General features: G+C 69.8%; 16 protein-coding genes. 11 read left to right on the forward strand and 5 right to left on the reverse strand.

Annotated features, from left to right (window positions below; genetic code table 11):
* From D3105_RS13375 to eccE, 4 genes are all read right to left on the reverse strand, one after another.
* Nucleotides 1–1,164: SCO5717 family growth-regulating ATPase (locus D3105_RS13375; protein WP_276311824.1), on the reverse strand; the 1,164-nt coding region annotated here is incomplete at its 3' end.
* A gap of 362 nt (nucleotides 1,165–1,526) precedes the next feature.
* A complete protein-coding gene (locus D3105_RS13380; RefSeq protein WP_010061864.1) occupies nucleotides 1,527–1,760 on the reverse strand; it encodes a DUF397 domain-containing protein in 234 nt (77 codons plus the stop codon).
* 86 nt (nucleotides 1,761–1,846) lie between these two features.
* Complete coding sequence (locus tag D3105_RS13385; protein WP_010061862.1) at nucleotides 1,847–2,557, reverse strand: hypothetical protein; 711 nt, start codon at nucleotides 2,555–2,557, stop codon at nucleotides 1,847–1,849.
* A complete protein-coding gene (gene eccE, locus D3105_RS13390) occupies nucleotides 2,554–3,918 on the reverse strand; it encodes a type VII secretion protein EccE (protein ID WP_118903461.1) in 1,365 nt (454 codons plus the stop codon). The genes D3105_RS13385 and eccE overlap by 4 nt, the downstream gene beginning before the upstream one ends.
* 195 nt (nucleotides 3,919–4,113) lie before the next feature.
* On the opposite strand from eccE, the gene eccB reads away from it, so the two are divergent.
* From eccB to D3105_RS13425, 7 genes are all read left to right on the forward strand, one after another.
* Nucleotides 4,114–5,640 (forward strand): type VII secretion protein EccB, encoded by a 1,527-nt coding sequence (eccB, locus tag D3105_RS13395; protein WP_118903462.1) that lies wholly within the window; start codon nucleotides 4,114–4,116, stop codon nucleotides 5,638–5,640.
* Nucleotides 5,641–5,642: 2 nt separating this feature from the next.
* Nucleotides 5,643–6,896, forward strand: coding sequence for a type VII secretion-associated serine protease mycosin (gene mycP, locus D3105_RS13400; RefSeq protein WP_118903463.1), 1,254 nt, complete (start codon nucleotides 5,643–5,645; stop codon nucleotides 6,894–6,896).
* A gap of 169 nt (nucleotides 6,897–7,065) precedes the next feature.
* A complete protein-coding gene (locus D3105_RS13405) occupies nucleotides 7,066–7,521 on the forward strand; it encodes a hypothetical protein (RefSeq protein ID WP_118903464.1) in 456 nt (151 codons plus the stop codon).
* Nucleotides 7,518–9,179, forward strand: a complete 1,662-nt coding sequence (locus D3105_RS13410; RefSeq protein ID WP_118903465.1) for a hypothetical protein — start codon at nucleotides 7,518–7,520, stop codon at nucleotides 9,177–9,179. The genes D3105_RS13405 and D3105_RS13410 overlap by 4 nt, the downstream gene beginning before the upstream one ends.
* 28 nt (nucleotides 9,180–9,207) lie before the next feature.
* On the forward strand, nucleotides 9,208–10,452 hold the full coding sequence (locus tag D3105_RS13415; RefSeq protein WP_118903466.1) for a S8 family serine peptidase: 1,245 nt from the start codon (nucleotides 9,208–9,210) through the stop codon (nucleotides 10,450–10,452).
* 72 nt (nucleotides 10,453–10,524) lie between these two features.
* Nucleotides 10,525–10,866 carry a WXG100 family type VII secretion target gene (locus D3105_RS13420; protein ID WP_118903467.1) on the forward strand — a complete coding sequence of 114 codons (342 nt, stop codon included), beginning with the start codon at nucleotides 10,525–10,527 and terminating at the stop codon, nucleotides 10,864–10,866.
* A gap of 36 nt (nucleotides 10,867–10,902) precedes the next feature.
* Nucleotides 10,903–11,199, forward strand: coding sequence for a WXG100 family type VII secretion target (locus D3105_RS13425; protein ID WP_118903468.1), 297 nt, complete (start codon nucleotides 10,903–10,905; stop codon nucleotides 11,197–11,199).
* A 236-nt stretch (nucleotides 11,200–11,435) separates the two neighbouring features.
* Here D3105_RS13425 and eccCa read toward each other — a convergent pair whose 3' ends face one another.
* Nucleotides 11,436–15,410, reverse strand: a complete 3,975-nt coding sequence (gene eccCa, locus D3105_RS13430; protein ID WP_118903469.1) for a type VII secretion protein EccCa — start codon at nucleotides 15,408–15,410, stop codon at nucleotides 11,436–11,438.
* Nucleotides 15,411–15,761: 351 nt separating this feature from the next.
* Between eccCa and eccD the strand changes: the two genes are divergently transcribed.
* The 4 genes from eccD to D3105_RS13450 all read left to right on the forward strand — a co-directional run bounded on the left by eccD (nucleotide 15,762) and on the right by D3105_RS13450 (nucleotide 21,681).
* Nucleotides 15,762–17,264, forward strand: a complete 1,503-nt coding sequence (eccD, locus tag D3105_RS13435) for a type VII secretion integral membrane protein EccD (RefSeq protein WP_118903476.1) — start codon at nucleotides 15,762–15,764, stop codon at nucleotides 17,262–17,264.
* Between the two features lie 207 nt (nucleotides 17,265–17,471).
* Nucleotides 17,472–17,762 (forward strand): 30S ribosomal protein S15, encoded by a 291-nt coding sequence (gene rpsO, locus D3105_RS13440; RefSeq protein WP_006127995.1) that lies wholly within the window; start codon nucleotides 17,472–17,474, stop codon nucleotides 17,760–17,762.
* A gap of 329 nt (nucleotides 17,763–18,091) precedes the next feature.
* The gene (locus D3105_RS13445) at nucleotides 18,092–20,305 is read left to right on the forward strand and encodes a polyribonucleotide nucleotidyltransferase (protein WP_118903470.1); all 2,214 of its coding nucleotides are present in this window, start codon (nucleotides 18,092–18,094) and stop codon (nucleotides 20,303–20,305) included.
* Nucleotides 20,302–21,681, forward strand: a complete 1,380-nt coding sequence (locus D3105_RS13450) for a M16 family metallopeptidase (protein ID WP_118903471.1) — start codon at nucleotides 20,302–20,304, stop codon at nucleotides 21,679–21,681. Before D3105_RS13445 ends, D3105_RS13450 begins: the two co-directional genes overlap by 4 nt.
* Nucleotides 21,682–21,686: the final 5 nt, after the last annotated feature.

Consider the following 21,686-nt stretch of genomic DNA (forward strand, 5'->3'; position numbering starts at 1 on the left):
GCCGTAGCCGCCCTGCGGCGGGAAGCCGTAACCGCCCGCGCCCTGGGGGGCCTGGGGGTGGGCCTGCGAGGGCAGTGGTGCGCCCGGGGCCTGGCCGGGGAACGGCTGCTGCTGGTGCGCCGGCTGGGGTGCCTGCGGCGTCTGCGGCGGCTGCGCCGCCGGGGCTGCCTGGGGGAAGCCGTAGCCGCCGGGCGCCTGGTCCGCCGGGGCGGCACCTGGCCACTGCGCCGCGGGCTGCGGTGCGGAGGGCGCCGGAGCGGCCGGCTGGAAGGCGGGCGGCAGGGGCAGCAGCGCGCCGCCCTGCGCGGGCGGCGACCACGGCACCGGTGCGGCGGCGGCCTGCGGGGCGTCGGCGGCGGGCGGCGGCGCGTCCTGGGGCGCGGCGTCCTGCGGGACGACGTCCTGCGTGCCCGCGTCCGTAACAGCGGCGGGTACGCCATCGGCGGCCGGAGTCTCGTCCGTGCCGGCCCCGGCCGCTTCACGGTCCTGGGCATCCGAGGAGCCCGCGTCCGAGGCGGGAGAGGCAGGCGGCTCGGAGGACGTTCCGGACGAGGGCGTACCGGGCGGGGACGCGTCCTCGGAGCCCGTAACGGAGGAAACCGGGGCATCGGCCTCCTCACCCTTCTCGTCGTTCGTCTCGTCGCCCTTCGCACCGGCGTCGGACGCCGCGGCGGCCTCCGCCTCGCGCTCAGCGATCTCCCGCTTCAGCGCGGCGGGCGAGAACCGCATCGTCGCGCCGCTCTCCACATCGCCACCGCCGAACGGACCGGCATCCGGGCCCTCCGCGGCCGGAGCGGCAGGAGCCGGAGCGGCCGGAGCCGGTGCCTGCGGCGTCTCCGGAGCGGCGGGCGCGGCCGGGGCCTCCTCGGCGGCGGGGGCAACCGGCTCGGCGGGCGCCGGCGGCACGGGCGCCCAGTTGGGCTCGAAGCCGCCGGGCGTCGCTGACAGGTCGGGCGAGGACAGGGGCGCCCCGACCGGCGGCGGCGGGGGCGCCAAGTGCGAGCCCGCTCCTCCCGACGAGTCCCCCGCCGCGTTCTGCGTGTACCAGGCGGGAGGGGTGTAGTCGATGGTGAACTCACCCGTCATCTCGGCGGGATCCGCGTCGGACGACTCGTCGACGGGCAGGTCCCATCCGCCGCGGATCTCGTCCCGATCGCCGTTCACTTTGCCTCCTGGTGTGGTCGAGCACCCTTGTGCCGTGGTGGGTGGGGGCGACCGTTCCCGATGTGCCGGTTCGCCCGGCTCTCCCCCTTGCGACGCGCATCACCTGCTCGCAGGTTTCTTCATGCCGCGCCCCACCCACCCTAATCGCCATCCGGCGAACTCAGGCAGGGCGTAGGGCACGGCAAAAAGCCGCCCCACCGGCCATGTGTCACAGCCCGGTGAACCCCGTGTGAGGGAAGGGCGGTCGCGAGCCGGGCATTACCCGCCATACGCGCACAAGGCGAAGGGTGGAAGGTCACTTCGGCGGCCGTCCACCACCGCGCCCTGCGATCCTGCGGTGACGAGACCGCCCGGCGCCGGACCTACGTGAGGTCGAACTCACCGTCGCGAGCGCCCAGGACGAACGCCGTCCACTCCGCCTCCGTATACCTGAGGACGGTGTCCGGGTCCAGCGAGGAACGCATGGCGACGCCGCCGCCCGGCAGATGCGCGATCTCGACGCGCTCCTCGGCCTCCTCGGTGCCCGGGGCGCTGAGCCAGGTCACGTCGGAGATGTCGAGAGCGTAGAGCTCGTCCTTTTCCTGCTGGGTGCCCATGACGGCGTCCCTTCGATCGAACGGATTCGGTGCGTGGTCCATGTTCCCCGGCGGGAAGGGCGTTCGTGGGCCGAACGGGACAGGAATCAGTCCATCCGGCGAGCTGTGCCCAGCAGACCCGTCTCTGCGTCGGTCGGGTTCGTCATCACCCAATGGTGTTCGCGCCCCGCGACCCACAGGGTGACCCCGTCCGCCAGCGTGGGCAGCGCCTCGTACTCGGCGCGCGCGAGCCCCAGGATCCGGCCGATCTGCTCGGCCTCGCCGGGGGAGACCCGCTGGACGCCCACCAGCGCGGAGGACCGCATCAACCGCGGTGCGACGGGGCTCAGATAGGGGAGCAGCGTCAGCACGGACTGCCACGGTGAGGACACCACCCGGCCGCGCGGCGGCCGCATCCCGCAGTCCCGTACCACGACCACGGGGCTGCCCACGGTCGCACCCGTCGGCGGAACGCGCCCCACGTCGTACAGGGACACGCACTCAAGACCGGCGCCCGCCGCCTGGGCGAGCGTCGTCCAGGCCTGCACGCGACCGGTCTCGACCGCCACCCGGGCGCCGGTGCCCGCCGCCCGCAGCGCCAGGACCTGCGCCGTCCACAGCCCGCCGATCAGCGTGACGTCGTACGGCACCGGGCGATGGAACCCGATCAGCTGCGGCTTGTTGTTCGCGTCGTTGCCGATGATCACGCCGTCGTCGCCGACCGGCAGCGACAACGCGCCCAGATGGTCCGCGGCCACGGTGTGCCCCGCGTGACGGGGGCCGCGCAGCCCGCGCCGGGGCTCGGTCCGGTTGCTCACTGTGCGCCTCCCAGCGGGAGCGTGGCCAGGACACCCGGCAACTGCTCGCGGTCCAGCCGTACAAGCCCCACCTTGGCGTGCCGGGCGGCCTGCTCCAACGTCCTTCTCACACCGATGAGTTCGGTGTCCGAACCGCCGGTGACCCGCACATGGCCGGCCACGCTCGTCGAGCCCTGGCGCGCCCCGCGGCGTACCGTCAGGCTGAACGTCGTCGCGTACGCGGGCACCGACGTCAGCAGCGCGACCAGCTGCGGCAGCGGTGTCGCGCCCCGGCCCAGCTCGGGCCAGCGGTCCACCGCGTACGTGGTGTGCCAGCGGTCGTCGCACCGCCAGACCCGCGACGTCTCCATGGTGCGCCGCTGCGGCGCGGCGTCGGGGCGGCCCGCCCGCCCCGACAGGATGGGATTGGCGCACGCGGAGGTGGCCACCGCGGAGTTCAGCTCGTCCTGGTCCAGCACCGCCGCCTGGAAACCGGCGCCCGTGACCCGGCTCGCCACATGGTCGGCGACCCGCACCAGACAGCGCTGCGCCCCCTCCATGCCGCCGCCGCGCGCCTCGATGGCCTCACGGCACAGCTCCGGATCCAGCTTCACCGCCACCCACGTCATCCGCAGGGCGGGCGCACCGGTCTGGTCCTGCAGCGGCGCGTACGAGAGCCGGGCCACCGACTGCTGCGGCAGATGAGGAGCGGGCGCGCACCGCACCTGCTGCACCAACTGCGCCGACTCCGCCACGATGTCGTCCACCGTGAGGGCGTCACCCAGCAGCGACAGCGGGAGCGACCGGGCGCCGAACGCGGGCCGCAGCGACTCGCCGCTCGCCTCGACCCGCACCACGGCGGTCAGGAACGTACCGTCGCCGAGCATCCCCACCGTCCGGTGGTTCCGGTCGACGTAGACGTGCGGGGCGAAGCCGGGAACGTTCTCGGCGACCGGGGCCAGCATCGGCTCCGCGTCCGCGGACGACGTGGCGGCGGCGGCCCGGCGCCGGGCCCGGAGCCCCAGAGCGCTCGACACCCAGTCCTGGAGCGCGCGGCCCCGTCGGCGTACGACCGCGAGCGCGACCAGCAGACACAGCAGCACGAGCGAGGGGATCAGCCACGCGCCGCCCAGCGCCGCACCCACGGCGGCGATCACGAGACCTACCTCGACGATCACCAACTGCCGCAGCACCGGGCGGACCCGGTCGGTCCGCGAGATCGAACGCAGCGTCGTCGCGGCGGGTGCGGTCTGCCCGGGGGCGGCGGAGGGAGAGGACGGATCGGGGGCCGGTGCGGGCGACTGGTTGCTGCGTTGCCTCCGGGAAGTCCCGGCGGCTCGACGGCCCGCCCGCCCGGTACGCTCGCGCGTAGCTGAACCCATCGCCGCGTTGCCCCCTCGTGTCCGTATTCACCGCTTTTTACACGGGTGTTGATCGGGTCGTCACCCTACCTGAGCACGGGGAGCGGAACCCCAGCAGGCATAGTAGAGGCGCGGTACGGCAGCGGGGGCCGACGGTGCGTGTGGGACCCTGCTTCGATCACTTTCGATCACTGGGGACGAAGGGTCAGCGAACACATGGCATCACGGCGGGACGAGCTCAACGCCTATACCTTTGCGAAGCGGAGGTTGATCGCACAGTTCCTGCAGCCCAACCCCACCGGTTCCGAGGAAGGCGCCCCCCGGCCGCTGCGCGCGGTGCTGCCCGGGGCCATCATCGCCGTCGTGGTTCTCGCCGTGTTCGGCGCCTGGGGCATGTTCAAGCCGGTGGCCCCCCAGAAATGGGACACCCCCAAGGAACACGTCATCATCGCCAGCAAGTCCACCACCCGGTACGTGGTGTTGACGACCGACGGCAAGAAGCAGCTGCACCCCGTTCTGAACATGGCCTCCGCCAAGCTCCTGCTCGCCCCGGACAAGGGCACCGTCGTCAACGTCAACGAGTCCGTCCTGGACAGCGGCAAGATCCCGCACGGCGCCACCCTCGGTATCCCGTACGCCCCCGACCGGCTGCCCGACTCCAAGGAAGCGGGCGCGGCCAAGCGCTGGGCGGTCTGCGAACGTCCCGGGGAGGGCGGCCGGGCCATACAGAAGGCGACGTTCATCTTCGCCGAGCGGGAAGAGAAGAAGACCGAGGGGAAGAACGCCCTGCGGGGCGGCGAGCTGATGTACGTCGAGGGCCCGGACCGGACCCGCTACATCGTCGACGCCTCCGGCAAGGCCTACCCCGTCCAGAAGGACGAACTGCTCCTGCGCACCCTGGTCGACCAGAACCCCAAGCCCCAGCGGGTCTCGGCCGCCTGGCTGGCCACGCTCCACACCGGGGACCCGATCACCTTCCCGACGGTGAACGGCACCCCCGGCGCCCCTGCCGGCGCCCCCGGCACCCTGGACGAGCAGACGAACCGCGTCGGCATGGTCCTGACCGCGACGGCGGGAACCAGGACCCAGAGCTACGTCGTCCTGCCGGGCAGGGTCGCCCCCGTCTCCGACTTCACGGCCAAGCTCCTGCTCAACAGCCGACAGCTGGTGCCCCTCAAGCAGGCGGGCACAGCGAAGCCGGTCAGCGCCGCCGAGCTCGAACCGGGCGCCCCCTTCGGCCAGGACAGGGACTGGCCGGTCGACAGGCCAGAGCCCGTCAACTCCCCCGACGTCAAGAAGGGCAGCCGGAACACCGTGTGCAACGTTCTGCGAGGCGTTGACGCCGACAGCGGCGCCACCACACTGAGCACCTGGGTGGGTACGAGCTTCCCCGCGACGCTCCCCACCGGTTCCAGCAGCGCCTACGTCACCCCCGGATCGGGTGAGTTCTTCCGCCAGTTCAAGGGGTCCACCACCAGCGCCGGCTTCCTCTTCCTGGTCACCGACACCGGCCTGCGCTACGCGATGCAGTCCAACAGCGACAGCGGCCAGGACGACTCCGGCATCGGCGAATCCGGCAGCAAGAGGGACCGGGAGGACCAGCAGCAGGAGGCGCAGCAGGCGCAGAACCGCCTCGGCTACAAGGACGTCGACCCCAACCCCGTACCGGCGACCTGGTCCGCGCTCCTGCCGACCGGTCCCCGGCTCTCCACCGGCGCGGCCGGCCAGCCGCAGGGCTCGTGACGATGGCAGAAACCTCGACCGTCGGCCGGACGACCCGCCGCCTCCTGACGGCCACGGCGGCAACGGCTGTCCTCCTGATCACCCTGCCGGTGGCCCCCGCCGCGGCGGAGGACTCGACCCAGTGCACGTTCCCGTCCAAGAAGTACCCGGGCCGCCCCTGGGCGTTGCAGCGCGTCCTGCTGGACGAGCTGTGGAAGCAGTCCACCGGCAAGGGCGTCCGCGTCGCGGTCATCGACACGGGCGTCGACATCAAGAACGAGCAGCTCAGGTCGGCGGTCGACGTCCAGGCGGGGCGCAACTACCTGCCGAAGGGCCTCAAGACCGACGACGGCATGAAGATCGAGCGCGGCAAGGAGAACGGCACCACGGACACCGTGGGCCACGGCACCAAGGTCGCCGGCATCATCGCCGCCCGCGAGGCGAAGGGCACCGGCTTCAGCGGCCTAGCCCCCGACGCGACGATCATCCCGATCCAGCAGAACGACGCCGAGGGCCACGGCACCACGGAGACGCTGGCCAGGGCCATCACCTACGCCGCCACCGAGGCGAAGGCCGACATCATCAACATCTCCCAGGACACCGCCGACGCCGTGAAGCCGTCGGCGGCCCTGAAGCAAGCCGTCGACAGCGCCCTCGCCCGGAACATCGTGGTCGTCGCCTCGGCCGGCAACGACGGCCTCGGCGGAAACGTCAAGGAGACCTACCCGGCCTCCTTCAAGGGCGTCCTGGCCGTCGCCTCCTCGGACCGCAACAACGAACGGGCGCCCTTCTCCCAGTCCGGAGAATTCGTCGGCATCGCCGCCCCCGGGGTGGACATGATCTCCACGGTCCCCGGCGGCGGACACTGCGTCGACAACGGAACCAGCTTCTCCGCCCCGTACGTCGCCGGGGTCGCCGCCCTCATCAGGGCGAAGCACCCCGACTGGACGCAGGCGCAGATCGTCGCGCAGATCCAGCAGACCGCGGAACGCTCCATCGCCGGCCACGACCGCGCGGTCGGCTGGGGCGTCGTCGACCCGGTACGCGCCCTCACCGAGGACGACAAGCCGATCGACCGCCCGATCGCCAGCGAGGGAATGAGCAAGGGCAAAGCCCCCACCCCCGCCGAACTCCACCTGGGCGAAACGGCCGACCAGCGGAACGCCCGCCTGGCGACGTACGTCATGGTCGGCGGCGGCGTCCTGGTCGCGGCGATCGCGGGCACGGCAGTGGCGGTACGGGACAGGCGGCGACGCATGGGGCGGGTGGCCGGATGAGGCGAAGCGGAGAAACGGTGAAAGTTCGTCACGGGACCGGTCATGAGACAAGTCACGTGGCCACCAAGTCGATTGGCGCTGTCGTAGGCAGTGACTAGAGTTGTCACGATGAGATCGGATCGGACCGTGTCAATGCGATAGCAACGCGGAACGAGCCGAGCAAACGGGGATGCAGAACGGGGAGGTCGGCGCTGTGGCCGAAGACGGTACGGGTGATCTCAAGCGCGGGGTGGGCGCGCTGGAGAAGTTCAAGAAGAGCGTGGACGCCCTGCTGGCGGACTTCGAGGGCTCGGCGGCCAGCAAGACGAAGGTCGCCGACCAGAAGATCACGCGGGCCTCACTGAGCGGCCAGAACGCCTGCTTCGCGGAGGCGGACGGCCTGTACACCCAGTACAACCGGGTCCACTCCTCCCTCGTCTCGCTCTCCAAGTCCTTGGGTGACCAGATCGAGTACCTGAGCTTGGGGGTGCACGCGGCGGCGGTCGGGCTGGACAACGTCGAGGACGACGTCAGGCGGCGCTTCTACGAGATCCAGACCCGCTTGGACAAGGAACGCGAAGAGCACGCGAAGGCTGAGAAGACCAACGATGACAAGCAGGTCGACTCCGGGTGGGGGGCGGAATGAGCGACGAGAAGCGGGAGAACCTGACGCCTGCCGAGCAGCGGGTGCAGGATCAGGCGCAAGTCAAGATCCAGATGGCGCAAACGGACATCTCCGAGGCCATCGGTCGGATGTCCTTCGCCAGCGGGCCCGTCGGCCGTACCTCCTTCGAGGGTTTCCAGCTGAACTCCATGATCGACCTGGTGGAGAACACCAAGCCGGAAGACCTGGAGAACGCGGGCAAGTCGCTCTGGGACGCCAGGGACGCCATCAAGAAGGCGGCTCAGGAGCTGGAAGACAACATGAAGGGGGTCGACTGGCACGGCGAGTCCGGCACGGCCTTCCGCGCTTTCGGTAAGGGCCTGGTCGCCCACGCCCGGAAGCTGGGCGACTTCGCGGATGTGGCCGGCACGCAGATCACGGTCGCGGGCACCGGCCTGGCCTCCGTACGCAGCGCCATGCCGCCCCGCGACAGCCGCCAGGTACGCAAGAACCCGGACGACATCGAACTCCCCGGCCGGGTCGCGGACAACCCGGAGTACCAGGCGGCCTTGAAGGTGGAGAAGGACCGCCAAGAGGCCATCAACCAGATCAACCGGTTGGCTTCGTACTACTCGGTTTCGGGGGAGCGGCTGGAGGGGCAGGAGCCGCCGCGGTTCGAGAAGGATTTGGGTATTACGATGCCGCCGCCGAGAGGAGGCTGGCGCCCTCCGGCATCTGGTACATCCGGCGAGGGCTCCGAGAGTTTCGGTAACAGCCCAGTGCCCGATGCTGCAGGACGCTCGAACTCAGGGTCCTCTGCTGCGGTAGCCGCAACGAACCGGCCACCGGCCGAGGTCCTTGGCTCAGCGCCCCTGCCGGACAGGACCGTCGGCACGGAGATTAACACCGTCGCGCCCCCGCAAGCTCCGACGCCGATCACCGCCACGCCGCCGCAACCGTCACCGACGCCCACGACGGGGCCGACCGGAACTCCACCGACGTTCATGCCGCCGAGTCTCACCAACCCTGTGCAGCGCGGCACAAACCGTTCGACGGGGCCGACAGGCATGCCGCGAACGGTCAGTCAGGCCGGCCAGGGTGTGGGCAAGGCTCAGCCCACCGGGAGAGGTCCTGTTGCCCAGGGGCAGAGCGGTCCCCCGATCGGTCGTCCCGGCCCGATGGGGGGCGGAGGAGCGTTCAACGGTCGTCCGCCGGTCGGACCGCAGTCGCAGGTGCCGACTGCCGGTCGATCGGGTGTGACGGGTGGCCGGCCCACTGTCGGCCCCGGTGGTACGTCCACCGGCGCCGGCCCCCGTTCCGGAGGCAGGAACGGCATCGTCGGTGGAACCCCGCAGCAGACGTCGGCTCAGGCCCGAGCCGCTGCCGGAGGTACCGGTCAGCGCGGAGTGATCGGTGGGCGTGGAGCAGCAGCAGCTGCTCCCTCTCGTCCCGGAGGGCGAGCCACTCCCGCCTCCGGAGCCAACGGAGTCGTCGGCGCACCCCGCAAGGCTGCAGGAACCGGCTCGAACGCCAAGGGCTTCACCGCCGGTGGCGCGGGCCTCGTACGGGGTCCCGCAGGCCGCCGGGACAAGGGCCGGGAGGACGAGGCCAACGGGTCGACCCGTCCCGACTACCTGACAGAAGACGAAGAGACGTGGACTGCCGGACGGCGCGGGGCCGTGCCGCCGGTGGTCGAATAGCAGTCCCAGGGAAGGTACGGAAGCCGGGATGACAGCAGGAATGAGCCGAGCTCGGAGGCGCGTGCGTGTGCTCGGTGCGCTGGCTGTAGCCGCTTCGTGGAGTGTGTTGTTCGTCGGGGCGGCACAGCCTGCCGCAGCTGACGCACAGTCGAAGCAGTGGTACCTCGCCTCGATGCAGACCGAGGATATGTGGAAGGTCACGACCGGCGAAGGCATCAAGGTCGCTGTCATCGACTCGGGGGTGAACTCGTCCACGCCGTCGCTGCAGGGACAAGTTCTCAAGGGGATCGACGCCACTGAGGCGCCGGGAGACGAAACCGATGACTACAGCGGTCACGGTACGACGATGGCTGAGCTGATCGCAGGAACGGGCAAGGGAGGTGGCCTGAAGGGACTTGCCCCGGGAGCCAAGATCATTCCCTTCCGCGTTGCCCTGGACGAGTTTGAGAAGCAGAAGCCTTCCATCACGATCCAGGACGTCGCGAACGCCATTCGCGCTGCGGCCGACAGCGATGCACGGATCATCAGCATGTCCGTCGGTGGCTTCTACTCCTCACCCGTGGAGCGTGAAGCGATCAAATACGCCAAAAGTAAAGGGAAACTACTCTTCGCGGCGGTAGGGAACGAAGGGCATAAGGAGAACAAGGCCGGGTATCCAGCCGCATACCCTGAGGTAGTGGGTGTCGCTTCAGCAGATCGGGCGGGGAAGGTTTCGTACTTTTCGCAGCATGCGGGCACGGTGGATCTCGCGTCTCCCGGGAGTGACGTTCCCAGTTGGTGCGACAACTCCTTCAAGAGCTACTGCGACGGAGACGGCGGCACCAGCGCAGCCACCGCCATCGCCTCCGCCTCCGCCGCCCTCGTCTGGTCCCTCCACCCCGACTGGACCGCCAACCAGGTCCTCAACGTCCTCTTCGACACAGCGGGCCGTGACTGGAAGGACGGCGAGCGCAGCAAGTACCTCGGCCACGGCCTCATCCGCCCCTCGATGAACGTCCTCAAGGGCAAGGGCGCCCCCGGTGCCCCGGACATCAGCCCGCTCACCAAGGAGAAGACGACCGGCGCCGCCAAGTCGTCCGAGCCTTCCTCCTCCAAGTCCGGCTCGCCACAGCCCGCCAAGAACGGTGAGGTGGTCGACAAGGCCGTGGCGGTGAAGGATTCCAACTCCTCCGATGGGGGCAACAAGTTGGGCCTCATCCTCGGCGTGGCCGCAGCCGTGGCCGTGCTCGGAGGGGTCGCCTACGCCGTGGTGCGCAGGCGTAAGGCCGCTTGACCACACGTTCCGCATGTACCGGTCGGCGGCCCACGCCGGCCATGCAGAACCAACCGAAAGGGAAAGAGAAACATGGCAGACCAGAAGGTCTCAGATGCCGCCCTCCTGAAGCTCGAGGGTGACCTCACCATCAAGTTCGAAGCGGTCAAGGGGCAGGTCAAGAAGCTTCACGCGACCATCGACAACCTTGAGGGAAAGTGGCAGGGCATCGGTGCCAACCACTTCAACCTGAAGCAGACCGAGATCAACAACCGCATGGTCGATCTGGCCAAGCAGCTTGCCGGCTTCCAGGAGTCCATCAAGGCTGCCCGCACCATCTCGGGCGACAACGAGGACGAGATCCGCGCGGCTCTCACCAGTGTGGACGTTCAGGGCCCCACCAGCGGTTCGAAGAGCAGCCTGAACGGCTACTGACCCTTATCCCGTAACCAGAACTCAGCGGAGGATCACATGGGAAAGAACGACGGTACGACGGTCGTCACGTACGCGAGCCTGGATCTTGCGGCCGGCGAGATCAAGAAGCAGGCCGGGGAACTCGCGAAGGATCTCGAGGAGATCAGGACCATGATCGCGAACGTTTCGGAGCTGTGGGAGGGTGAGGCCAAGCAGGCCTACACCACCGCGCAGAACAGGTGGAAGGCGGACGCCAACGCCATCCGCGCCAACCTTGACGACATCGCCAAGAAGGTCCTGGAGGCGTCGCCGACCTACCGCGCCGGTGACAAGCGCGCGGCGGCGAACTTCTAACCGAGTTCGCAGAGCAGAGCTGAGTACAGCACGGCACGGCAGGGTGGACATGCGCGGGAGATGTCCACCCTGAGCCGTTGCAGGACGCGCCCCGACTTGAAGGACGCGACCTGAGCCGTCGCAAGCGAGACGGCAACCGAGAAGGTGCGGAGCCCAACGGCCCCGCACCTTCTCCATTCCACGATCCGAGTGCAACCCGGCCCGGCCCGCCCCCGGGCCGGGCCCGGGACCCGGTCCTACCGCTCCCCGCCCAGCAACCCCGTCTGCACCAACGGGTTCCCCCGCCGCCGCGTGACGAAGGTGCCCCGCCCCGGCGGCATCGGCCGCGGCCGTACGTTGCCCATGATGTCGCCCTCGCCCGGGTCGCCCGACAGCATCAGCCCCTGGGCGCCCAGCTCGATCATGCGCTGGAGGAAGGGTTCGTACAGGGCGCGGCTGGCCCCCGCCGAACTGCGGGCGATGATGAAGCGGACGCCCACGTCGCGGGCGAACGGCAGCATCTCCGTGATCGGTGCCAGCGGATTGCCGCTCGACGTGGCGACCAGGTCGAAGTCGTCGATGACGACGTACACCGTGGGTCCCTGCCACCAGCTCTGGTCGCGCAGCTCCTGCGCCGTGACGTCGGCCGACGGCGTACGGCGCTTCATCAAATCGTACAGCGCCGTCATGTGATGTTCCATGTTGTTGGACATCGGGATGTACTCCGCCAGATGCGAGCGCGGGGTCACGTCCAGCAGCGAACGCCGGTTGTCGATGACGAAGAGCTTGCAGGAGTCACCGTCGTACCGCTCGGTCAGCTGCTTGATGATCAACCGCAGCAGGTTGGACTTCCCGGACTCGCTCTCGCCGAACGCCAGGAAGAACGGGTCCTGTTCGAAGTTCAGGTACACCGGCTCCAGGTTGTTCTCGTCGATACCGAAAGCGATACCGCGCTCCGGAACCGCGTAACCGGCCGGGAGCTCGCTCGCCGGAAGCTCACGCGGCAGCAGACGTACCGCGGGAGCGGGCGGCGCCGTCCAGTGGCGGGTGACCTCCTGGTTCATCGCGGCGGTGGCCTCGGACAGGTCGCTGTCGGAGTTGATGCCGTCGATCCGTGGCACCGCCGCCATGAAGTGCAGCTTCTCCGGCGTCTGGCCGCGACCCGGCACCCCGGCGGGCACGTTGGCCGACACCTTGCGGTCCAGCTCGGAGTCCATGGGATCGCCGAGCCGCAGCTCCAGGCGGTTCATGAGCTGGTCCTTGAGGCTGGCCCGCACCTCCATGGAACGCGATGCCGTGACGATCAGGTGGATGCCGTAACCCAGTCCGCGGGCAGCGATGTCCGTGACCGCGTCCTCAAGACCTTCGTAATCCGTACGGAAGTTGCCCCACCCGTCGATGACCAGGAAGACGTCGCCCCACGGCTGGTCCGTGACCGAGATGTCCCCGCGCGCCCGCAGCCGCCGGAACGTGGCGATGGAGTCGATCCCGGCGCTGCGGAAGTACTCCTCGCGCCGCGCCATGATGCCGTACACCTCGGCCACCGTGCGGCGCACCCGCTCCGGGTCGAGGCGGGACGCGACCCCACCGACGTGCGGCAGACCCGCGATCGAGGACATGCCGCCACCACCGAAGTCGAGCCCGTAGAACTGGACCTCCGCCGGTGTGTGCGTGAGCGCGAAACCGGCGATGATCGTCCGCAGCAGCGTCGACTTCCCCGACTGCGGACCACCGGTGATCTGCATATGACCGGCCGCGCCGGAGAAGTCCCGGTAGAGGGTGTCGCGCCGCTGCTCGAACGGCTTGTCGATGACGCCGATCGGCGCGACCAGCCGGCCCGCCCCCTCGAAACCGGGCTGCGTCAGCCCCCGGCCCTGCACCGGCGAGAGCCCCGGCAGCAGCTCGTCCAGCGACGGCGGATTGTCCAGCGGCGGCAGCCACACCTGGTGGGCGGAGGCACCGCGGCCCTCCAGCCGGCGCACGATCACATCGAGCACCGTGTCCGCCAGCGCGTCGTCCTCCGCCGAGCGCTGATCCGGTACGCCCCCGGCCTGTGCGGCCGACTGGACGTACTGCACCGGAACAGGCGCGGCCGTGAACGGAACCGGCCTGCGGTCCACCGGCAGCGGAGCACCCGGCGCCGCCGCCCGGTGCGCGCCCGAGCGGTACACCCCGGACACGTACGCGGCCTTGAAGCGGACCATCTCCTCCGTACCGAACTTGAGCAGCCCGGATCCGGGCACGTTCGGCAGGTGGTACGCGTCGGGCACCCCGATCGCGGCCCGCGACTCCGCCGCCGAGAACGTCCGCAGACCCACCCGGTACGACAGATACGTCTCCAGACCGCGCAGCCGCCCCTCCTCCAGCCGCTGCGAGGCCAGCAGCAGATGCACACCCAGCGAACGGCCGATACGCCCGATCTGGACGAACATCTCGATGAAGTCGGGCTTCGCGGTGAGGAGTTCGCTGAACTCGTCGATGACCAGCACGAGCGAGGGAATGGGCTGCAGCGGCGCACCGGCCGCCCGCGCCTTCTCGTAGTCGTGGATGTTGGCGTAGTTGCCCGCGTCGCGCAGCATCTCCTGCCGGCGGTTGAGCTCGCCGCGGATGGAGTCACCCATGCGGTCGACCAGCGTCAGGTCGTCCGCCAGGTTGGTGATCACGGCCGCGACGTGCGGCATCTGCGCCATACCGGCGAAGGTCGCACCACCCTTGAAGTCGGCGAGGACGAAGTTCAGCGTCTCCGAGGTGTGAGTGACGGCCAGGCCGAGCACCAGGGTGCGCAGCAGCTCGGACTTGCCGGAACCGGTGGCGCCCACGCACAGGCCGTGCGGGCCCATGCCCTCCTGCGCCGCCTCCTTCAGGTCCAGCATCACGGGCGAACCGTCCTCGCCCACACCGATCGGCACCCGCAGCCGCTCCGCCTGCGACCGCGGCCGCCAGGTCCGGCTCACCTCGATCGACGCGGCGTCCCCCAGGTTCAGCAGATCGGTGAACTCCAGATTGGCCAGCAGGGGTTCGTCGTCGTCCCCGCCCGTCGCCATGTGCAGCGGGGCCAGCTGCCGGGCGAGCGCCTCGGCCGCCTCGTAACTGAGCAGATCCGGAACTCCGTCGTAGACCAGCCCCTGGCCCGACTCCAGCTGCAACGTCTTCGGCTGCACCACGACGGAGAGGCCCCCGCGGGCCCCGGTCACCTCGCCCGGCACCACCTCGATGACCGTCACGCCCTGCAGGCCCTCCGCCGACGCCAGCACCGACATGGGCGCCACCGACTCACCGTCCAGGACCACGACGACATGCGGCTGCTCCACGAGCGGCTGCCCGCCGGGCTGGAACCGCGGCCGGCCCTCCAGACGGCCGGCCAGCAGATCCTCCAGGGCCGGCAGGCTGGTGGTGATCAGCCGCCTGCTCCCCGCCCCGTCCGCGGGGCCCGGAGCCTGCGCGTGCGGCAGCCACTTCGTCCACTCCCACTGCGGCGCCGCCTCCGTACCCGTCGCGACCGCGATCACCAGGTCCTCGGGGGAGTGCAGGGAGGCCAGACCGCCGACCATCGCCCGTGCCGCTGAGCGCGCGGACTCCGCGTGACCGCTGATCGTCAGGTGGTAGAACGCCCGCAACGAGACGGCCATGGGCAGCCCGTCCAGCGTGGAGTGCGTCGCCAGGAACTGTTGCATCGCCCCGGCGGCCAGCGGCTCCAACTCGTCCACGGGCGCCGTCTCGGGCGCGATGAGCGGCGTCGCCAACTCCTGGCTGCCGAGACCGATGCGCACCTGTGCGAAGTCCGCGTCACCCGCGCGCCGCTCCCACACCCGGCTGCCCTCGGCGACGAGCGCCCACAGCTGCTCGGGGGAGGGGTGGAGGTAGAACTGCGCGTCACGCTGCTTGCGGGCCGTCTTCAGCACTGTACGCCGGGTCTGCGTCAGGTACTTCAGGTAGTCGCGGCGCAGATCCGCCAGCTCGCCCTGGGTGCCCCGTCGGTACCGTACGAGCATCGCGATGGCCATACCGACCGTCGAGGCGATCATGATCATGCCCATGATGCGCATGATCGGGTTCGGCGTCATGAAGAAGAAGACGACGGAACCACCCATGCCCAGCATCGGCAGGAGCTGCATCAGCGCCCCCTCCTGCTGGCCCCGGGGGAGTTCCGGCGGAGGTTGCAACTGCACCTGCTCGACCGGCACTTCGGTGGGCAGGGCCCGCGGTGGGCGCTTGACGACGATCTGGCTCACAGCTCACCAATTCCCTTGCCGGACGGAAGTGTTCCTATCGGCGCCCCCGTGGCGACGGGCTCCATCCGCGGGAAGGATCCTACTGGCGTGGCGCCACCCGCATGGCGGTAGGGTGTCGCGACGCGTGTACGCATCCGCTAACTGTCGCGCGAAGGCGGTCATTCGGGACGAACGCGGAAGCCGAAGCGCGGAACAGAGCAGAGCGACGCAGAACAAGCGCGTCACCAGCTCACGGAACAAGCACGTCGCAGTTCACGGAAGAACACAGAACAAACGCGGTACAGCTCAGAACAAGCGCAGTACAGGCCAGCAGGCAGTACACGTCAGTAGTAGGGGGAGCACCAGGTGACCATGACGGCCCAAGCGGCAGCCACCGGATCCGGTCGGCAGAGTCACGGGACCCCGTCCGGCAGCAGCACCGGATTCTGCCGGGTCACGGTCGTCGCGCCCGACGGCCGGGTCGATGTGGCCCTGCCCGAGGACATCCCCGTCGCCGACCTCTATCCCGAGATCCTCCGGCTGTCCGGCCAGAGTCCCGCCCCCGGCGCCCCGGTCGGCTACCACCTGGTCCGCCGCGACGGCACCGTCCTGGACAGCGCCCGTACGCTCGCCGGCCACCGCATCCTCGACGGCGAGCTGCTGTCGATGCGGCCCTTCTCCGAATCGCTGCCGCCCGCGGTCTTCGACGACGTCTCGGACGCCGTCGCCACCGCCGTGGCCAAGGACCGCACGCTCTGGGGCGACTCGCTCATGCGCGGCGCCGGCCTCTTCGGCGGTTCCGTCCTGCTGTCCCTGCTCGGCTTCGTCCTGTGGACCGCCGACCCGCGCCACGACATGAACGGCCTGCCCGGCATCCTGGCCGCGGTCGTCGCCCTGCTCCTCCTCGCCTTCGCCTGCGTGCGTGCGCGGGTGTACGAGGACCGGGCCTCGTCGATCGCGCTCGGCATCGGTGCCCTGGTCAACGCGGCCGTCGCCGGCTCCGGACTGCTGTCACTGAGCGCCGGTCAGGGCATCGGACGGCTGCAGTTCCTGCTCGCCTGCGCGGCGGTCCTCGTCGTCGCGGTCATCCTGATGATCGTCGCGCCCGGCGGGGACGGCCCGTTCGTCGCGTTCGTCTTCGCGAGCGCCGTCGGCCTCCTGGTCACCTTCATCGCGATCATGACCGGCATGCGGCCGATCGAGGCCGCCGCCGTGTGCTCGCCGCTCGCCGTCGGGGCCCTCGCCTTCCTGCCGGGACTCTCCACCCGCTTCGCCCGGATCCCCATCGGATTCGAGCCGCCCCGCACCACCGTCGGCGACTACGGGACCTCCGAGCCCGCGCCCACCGGCCCGGTCGACGCCGAACGCCTCGCCGCCCAGGCGCGGCGCGGCCACGAACTGCTCCTCGGCCTGGTCGGCGGCTGCGCCCTGGTCGCCGTGGCGGCCGCCGCCGTGCTGGGCTTCTCGGACAACGTCTGGGGCCAGCTGCTCGCCCTGGCCACCGGCGTCGCCATGCTGATGCGCGCCCACCTCTTCCGCTACACCGCCCAGGTCGGCTGCACGCTCGCCGCGGGCCTCGCCTCCCTGGTGCTCCTCGGCCTCGGGCTCTCCCTGAACCCGCCGGTCGCCATCGTGCGCGACGCACTGCGGGGCGACGGGGCCGCACTCGACATCCGTACGGTGTGGCTCGCCGCGGCGGTCGCGGGCGTCGCCGTCCTGATCACCGCCATCGGCCTGATCGTGCCGAGCAAGGGCGTGACCCCGTTCTGGGGACGCTTCCTGGAGATCGCCGAGACGGTCGTCCTGCTGACGCTGCTCCCGCTCTGCCTCGCGGTCTTCGACGTCTACCACTCGATCCGGGCCCTCACCAGCTGATCACCGGGTCATGCCCGCCGGTCAAGCCGATGACCGGCGGGGCGTGACCCGAACGGCTGGTAGTCTGTGCGGTGGCCGTTTGTGTACGCGCCCTCGGATCATCCTGGGGGCTGCGCTCATCGGACCTTCGCCTCCGAGTCACGGAAGCTCCCCTGAGACCAAGACCAGGGGCACTCGTGGGCGCTTCGAACATCAAGAGGAGTACGCGTGCCGCTCGACGCCGCTACGAAGAAGCAGATCATGGCCGAGTTCGCCCAGAAGGAGGGTGACACCGGATCCCCCGAGGTCCAGGTCGCCATGCTCTCCCGCCGGATCTCGGACCTGACCGAGCACCTCCGGACGCACAAGCACGACCACCACTCCCGTCGTGGTCTGCTGATCCTGGTCGGCCAGCGTCGCCGCCTCCTGCAGTACCTGGCCAAGAAGGACATCCAGCGCTTCCGTGCGCTCGTCGACCGCCTCGGCATCCGCCGTGGCGCGGCCGGCGGCGCCAAGTAAGGACGCTGTGGAGAGGGAGCGGTTCCCGCGTTTGAGGGGACCGCTCCCTTTGCCGTACGTGCAGGACCGGTGTCAAGCTCAGTAACCTGGGTGCAGCGACACCCGCACGACCCGTAGGACCCGCGCGACGAACACGCGCGACAAGGCAAGAACGAGCAGGACCAGGGAGAGGCGCTACGACGCCGCCGCCGGTCCTCGGTAGTGGCCCCCGGGAACATGCCCGGGAGCTTCGATCGAAGACCGGCCCGCATCCACGGTGCGCCTCTCCCGCACCGTCCCGCGCCATACGGGCGCGCGGACGAAAGACGACGAGTATGGAGAAATCACTAGTGGAGAACGAGACCCACTACGCCGAGGCCGTCATCGACAACGGCACCTTCGGCACCCGCACCATCCGCTTCGAGACGGGCCGCCTGGCCAAGCAGGCCGCAGGCTCCGCCGTCGCGTACCTGGACGACGACACCATGGTGCTGTCGGCCACCACCGCTTCCAAGCGGCCCAAGGACAACCTCGACTTCTTCCCCCTCACGGTGGACGTCGAGGAGCGGCAGTACGCGGCCGGCAAGATCCCCGGCTCCTTCTTCCGCCGCGAGGGCCGCCCCTCCGAGGACGCGATCCTCACCTGCCGCCTGATCGACCGGCCGCTGCGCCCCTCCTTCAAGAAGGGCCTGCGCAACGAGATCCAGATCGTCGAGACGATCATGGCGCTCAACCCCGACCACCTGTACGACGTGGTCGCGATCAACGCCGCCTCCTGCTCCACCATCCTGGCGGGCCTGCCCTTCTCCGGCCCGATCGGCGCCACCCGTGTCGCCCTGATCAAGGGCCAGTGGGTCGCGTTCCCGACGCACACCGAGCTCGAGGACGCCGTCTTCGACATGGTCGTCGCCGGTCGCGTCCTGGAGGACGGCGACGTCGCGATCATGATGGTCGAGGCCGAGGCCACCGAGAAGACCATCCAGCTCGTCAAGGACGGCGCCGAGGCTCCCACCGAGGAGATCGTCGCCGCCGGTCTGGACGCCGCGAAGCCCTTCATCAAGGCGCTCTGCAAGGCCCAGGCGGACCTGGCTTCCAAGGCCGCCAAGCCGGTCGGCGAGTTCCCGGTCTTCCTGGACTACCAGGACGACGTCTTCGAGGCGCTCTCCAAGGCCGTCACCTCCGAGCTGACGCAGGCGCTCACCATCGCCGGCAAGCAGGACCGTGAGACCGAGCTGGACCGCGTCAAGGAGATCGCCGCCGAGAAGCTCCTCCCGGAGTTCGAGGGCCGCGAGAAGGAGATCTCCGCCGCGTACCGCGCGCTGACCAAGAAGCTGGTCCGCGAGCGAGTCATCAAGGACAAGGTCCGCATCGACGGCCGTGGCGTCACGGACATCCGTACGCTCGCCGCCGAGGTCGAGGCCATCCCGCGCGTGCACGGCTCGGCGCTGTTCGAGCGTGGCGAGACCCAGATCCTGGGCGTCACCACCCTCAACATGCTCCGGATGGAGCAGCAGCTGGACACCCTCTCCCCGGTGACCCGCAAGCGCTACATGCACAACTACAACTTCCCGCCGTACTCCGTCGGTGAGACCGGCCGCGTGGGCTCGCCCAAGCGCCGCGAGATCGGCCACGGAGCGCTCGCCGAGCGCGCCATCGTGCCGGTCCTCCCGACCCGCGAGGAGTTCCCCTACGCGATCCGCCAGGTCTCCGAGGCGCTGGGCTCCAACGGCTCGACGTCCATGGGCTCGGTCTGCGCCTCCACCATGTCGCTGCTGAACGCCGGTGTGCCCCTCAAGGCCGCCGTCGCCGGTATCGCCATGGGCCTGATCTCGCAGGAGATCGACGGCAAGACCCACTACGTCGCCCTCACCGATATCCTCGGTGCGGAGGACGCCTTCGGCGACATGGACTTCAAGGTCGCCGGTACGAAGCAGTTCGTGACCGCGCTCCAGCTCGACACCAAGCTCGACGGCATCCCCGCCTCGGTCCTGGCCGCCGCGCTGAAGCAGGCCCGTGACGCCCGTCTGCACATCCTGGACGTCATGAACGAGGCCATCGACGTCCCGGACGAGATGTCCCCGAACGCCCCGCGGATCATCACCGTCAAGATTCCGGTGGACAAGATCGGTGAGGTCATCGGCCCCAAGGGCAAGATGATCAACCAGATCCAGGAGGACACCGGCGCCGACATCACGATCGAGGACGACGGCACCATCTACATCGGTGCCCAGCAGGGCTCGCAGGCCGAGGCCGCCCGCGCCACGATCAACGCGATCGCCAACCCGACCATGCCGGAGGTCGGCGAGCGCTACCTGGGTACGGTCGTCAAGACCACCACCTTCGGTGCGTTCGTCTCGCTCATGCCGGGCAAGGACGGTCTGCTGCACATCTCGCAGATCCGCAAGCTCGCCGGTGGCAAGCGCGTGGAGAACGTCGAGGACGTGCTCGGCGTCGGCGCCAAGGTCCAGGTCGAGATCGCCGAGATCGACTCCCGCGGCAAGCTCTCCCTCATCCCCGTCGTCGAGGGCGAAGAGGACGAGAAGAAGGACGACACCGACAAGTGACGTCCCGTAGTTCCGCGACGACGGCCCGCACCTCCTCGGAGGGGCGGGCCGTCGCCCGTACCCAAACGCTTCTCAAGGGCAGCAACGGCATCGGAACGGTCCGCCGGACCGTCCTCCCCGGCGGTCTGCGGATCGTCACCGAGACCCTGCCCTCCGTCCGGTCCGCCACCTTCGGCATCTGGGCGAACGTCGGCTCCCGCGACGAGACGCCCACCCTGAACGGCGCGACCCACTACCTCGAACACCTCCTCTTCAAGGGCACCGCCAAGCGCACCGCCCTCGACATCTCCTCCGCGATCGACGCGGTCGGCGGCGAGATGAACGCCTTCACGGCGAAGGAGTACACCTGCTACTACGCGCGTGTCCTCGACACCGACCTGCCGCTGGCCATCGACGTCGTCTGCGACATGCTGACCGGCTCGCTGATCGCCCCCGAGGACGTCGACGCCGAGCGCGGCGTCATCCTCGAAGAGATCGCGATGACCGAGGACGACCCTGGCGACTGCGTGCACGACCTGTTCGCGCACACCATGCTGGGCGACACCCCTCTCGGCCGCCCCGTCCTCGGCACCGTCGACACGATCAACGCGCTGAACCGCGGCCAGATCGCCCGCTTCTACAAGAAGCACTACGACCCCACGCACCTGGTCGTCGCCGCCGCGGGCAACGTCGACCACGCCACGGTCGTGACCCAGGTCCGCCGCGCCTTCGAGAAGGCCGGTGCCCTCTCCCGTACGGACGCGGTGCCCATGGCGCCCCGCGAGGGCTCCCGCACCCTGCGCGCCGCCGGCAAGGTCGAGCTGCTGAACCGCAAGACCGAACAGGCCCACGTGGTCCTCGGCATGCCCGGCCTCGCCCGCACCGACGACCGCCGCTGGGCCCTCGGCGTCCTCAACACGGCCCTCGGCGGCGGAATGAGCTCGCGCCTCTTCCAGGAGGTACGGGAGAAGCGCGGCCTGGCCTACAGCGTGTACTCGTACACCTCGGGCTTCGCCGACTGCGGCCTCTTCGGCGTCTACGCGGGCTGCCGGCCCAGCCAGGTCCACGACGTCCTGAAGATCTGCCGCGACGAACTGGACCGGGTCGCCACGCACGGCCTGGACGACGACGAGATCACCCGTGCCATCGGCCAGCTCTCCGGCTCCACCGTCCTCGGCCTGGAGGACACCGGCGCGCTGATGAACCGTATCGGCAAGAGTGAGCTGTGCTGGGGCGAGCAGATGTCGGTCGACGACATGCTGGCCCGTATCGCGGAGGTCACCCCCGACGACGTACGGGAAGTGGCGGGCGAACTCCTCACCCACCGCCCCTCGCTCTCGGTCATCGGCCCGCTCAAGGACAAGCAGGCGGACCGCCTCCACGAAGCGGTCTCCTAATCCCT

Origin of the sequence: Streptomyces globisporus (assembly GCF_003501885.1) — a bacterium.
GTDB lineage: Bacteria > Actinomycetota > Actinomycetes > Streptomycetales > Streptomycetaceae > Streptomyces > Streptomyces globisporus_D.

Bases quoted from the DNA above. Each gene is read 5' to 3' on its own strand.
- D3105_RS13425 (WP_118903468.1), top strand. From the start codon at position 10,903: ATGGGAAAGAACGACGGTACGACGGTCGTCACGTACGCGAGCCTGGAT.
- mycP (WP_118903463.1), top strand. From the start codon at position 5,643: ATGGCAGAAACCTCGACCGTCGGCCGGACGACCCGCCGCCTCCTGACG.
- D3105_RS13410 (WP_118903465.1), top strand. From the start codon at position 7,518: ATGAGCGACGAGAAGCGGGAGAACCTGACGCCTGCCGAGCAGCGGGTG.
- eccB (WP_118903462.1), top strand. From the start codon at position 4,114: ATGGCATCACGGCGGGACGAGCTCAACGCCTATACCTTTGCGAAGCGG.
- eccE (WP_118903461.1), bottom strand. From the start codon at position 3,918: ATGGGTTCAGCTACGCGCGAGCGTACCGGGCGGGCGGGCCGTCGAGCC.
- D3105_RS13380 (WP_010061864.1), bottom strand. From the start codon at position 1,760: ATGGGCACCCAGCAGGAAAAGGACGAGCTCTACGCTCTCGACATCTCC.
- eccD (WP_118903476.1), top strand. From the start codon at position 15,762: ATGACGGCCCAAGCGGCAGCCACCGGATCCGGTCGGCAGAGTCACGGG.
- D3105_RS13405 (WP_118903464.1), top strand. From the start codon at position 7,066: ATGCAGAACGGGGAGGTCGGCGCTGTGGCCGAAGACGGTACGGGTGAT.
- D3105_RS13420 (WP_118903467.1), top strand. From the start codon at position 10,525: ATGGCAGACCAGAAGGTCTCAGATGCCGCCCTCCTGAAGCTCGAGGGT.
- D3105_RS13415 (WP_118903466.1), top strand. From the start codon at position 9,208: ATGACAGCAGGAATGAGCCGAGCTCGGAGGCGCGTGCGTGTGCTCGGT.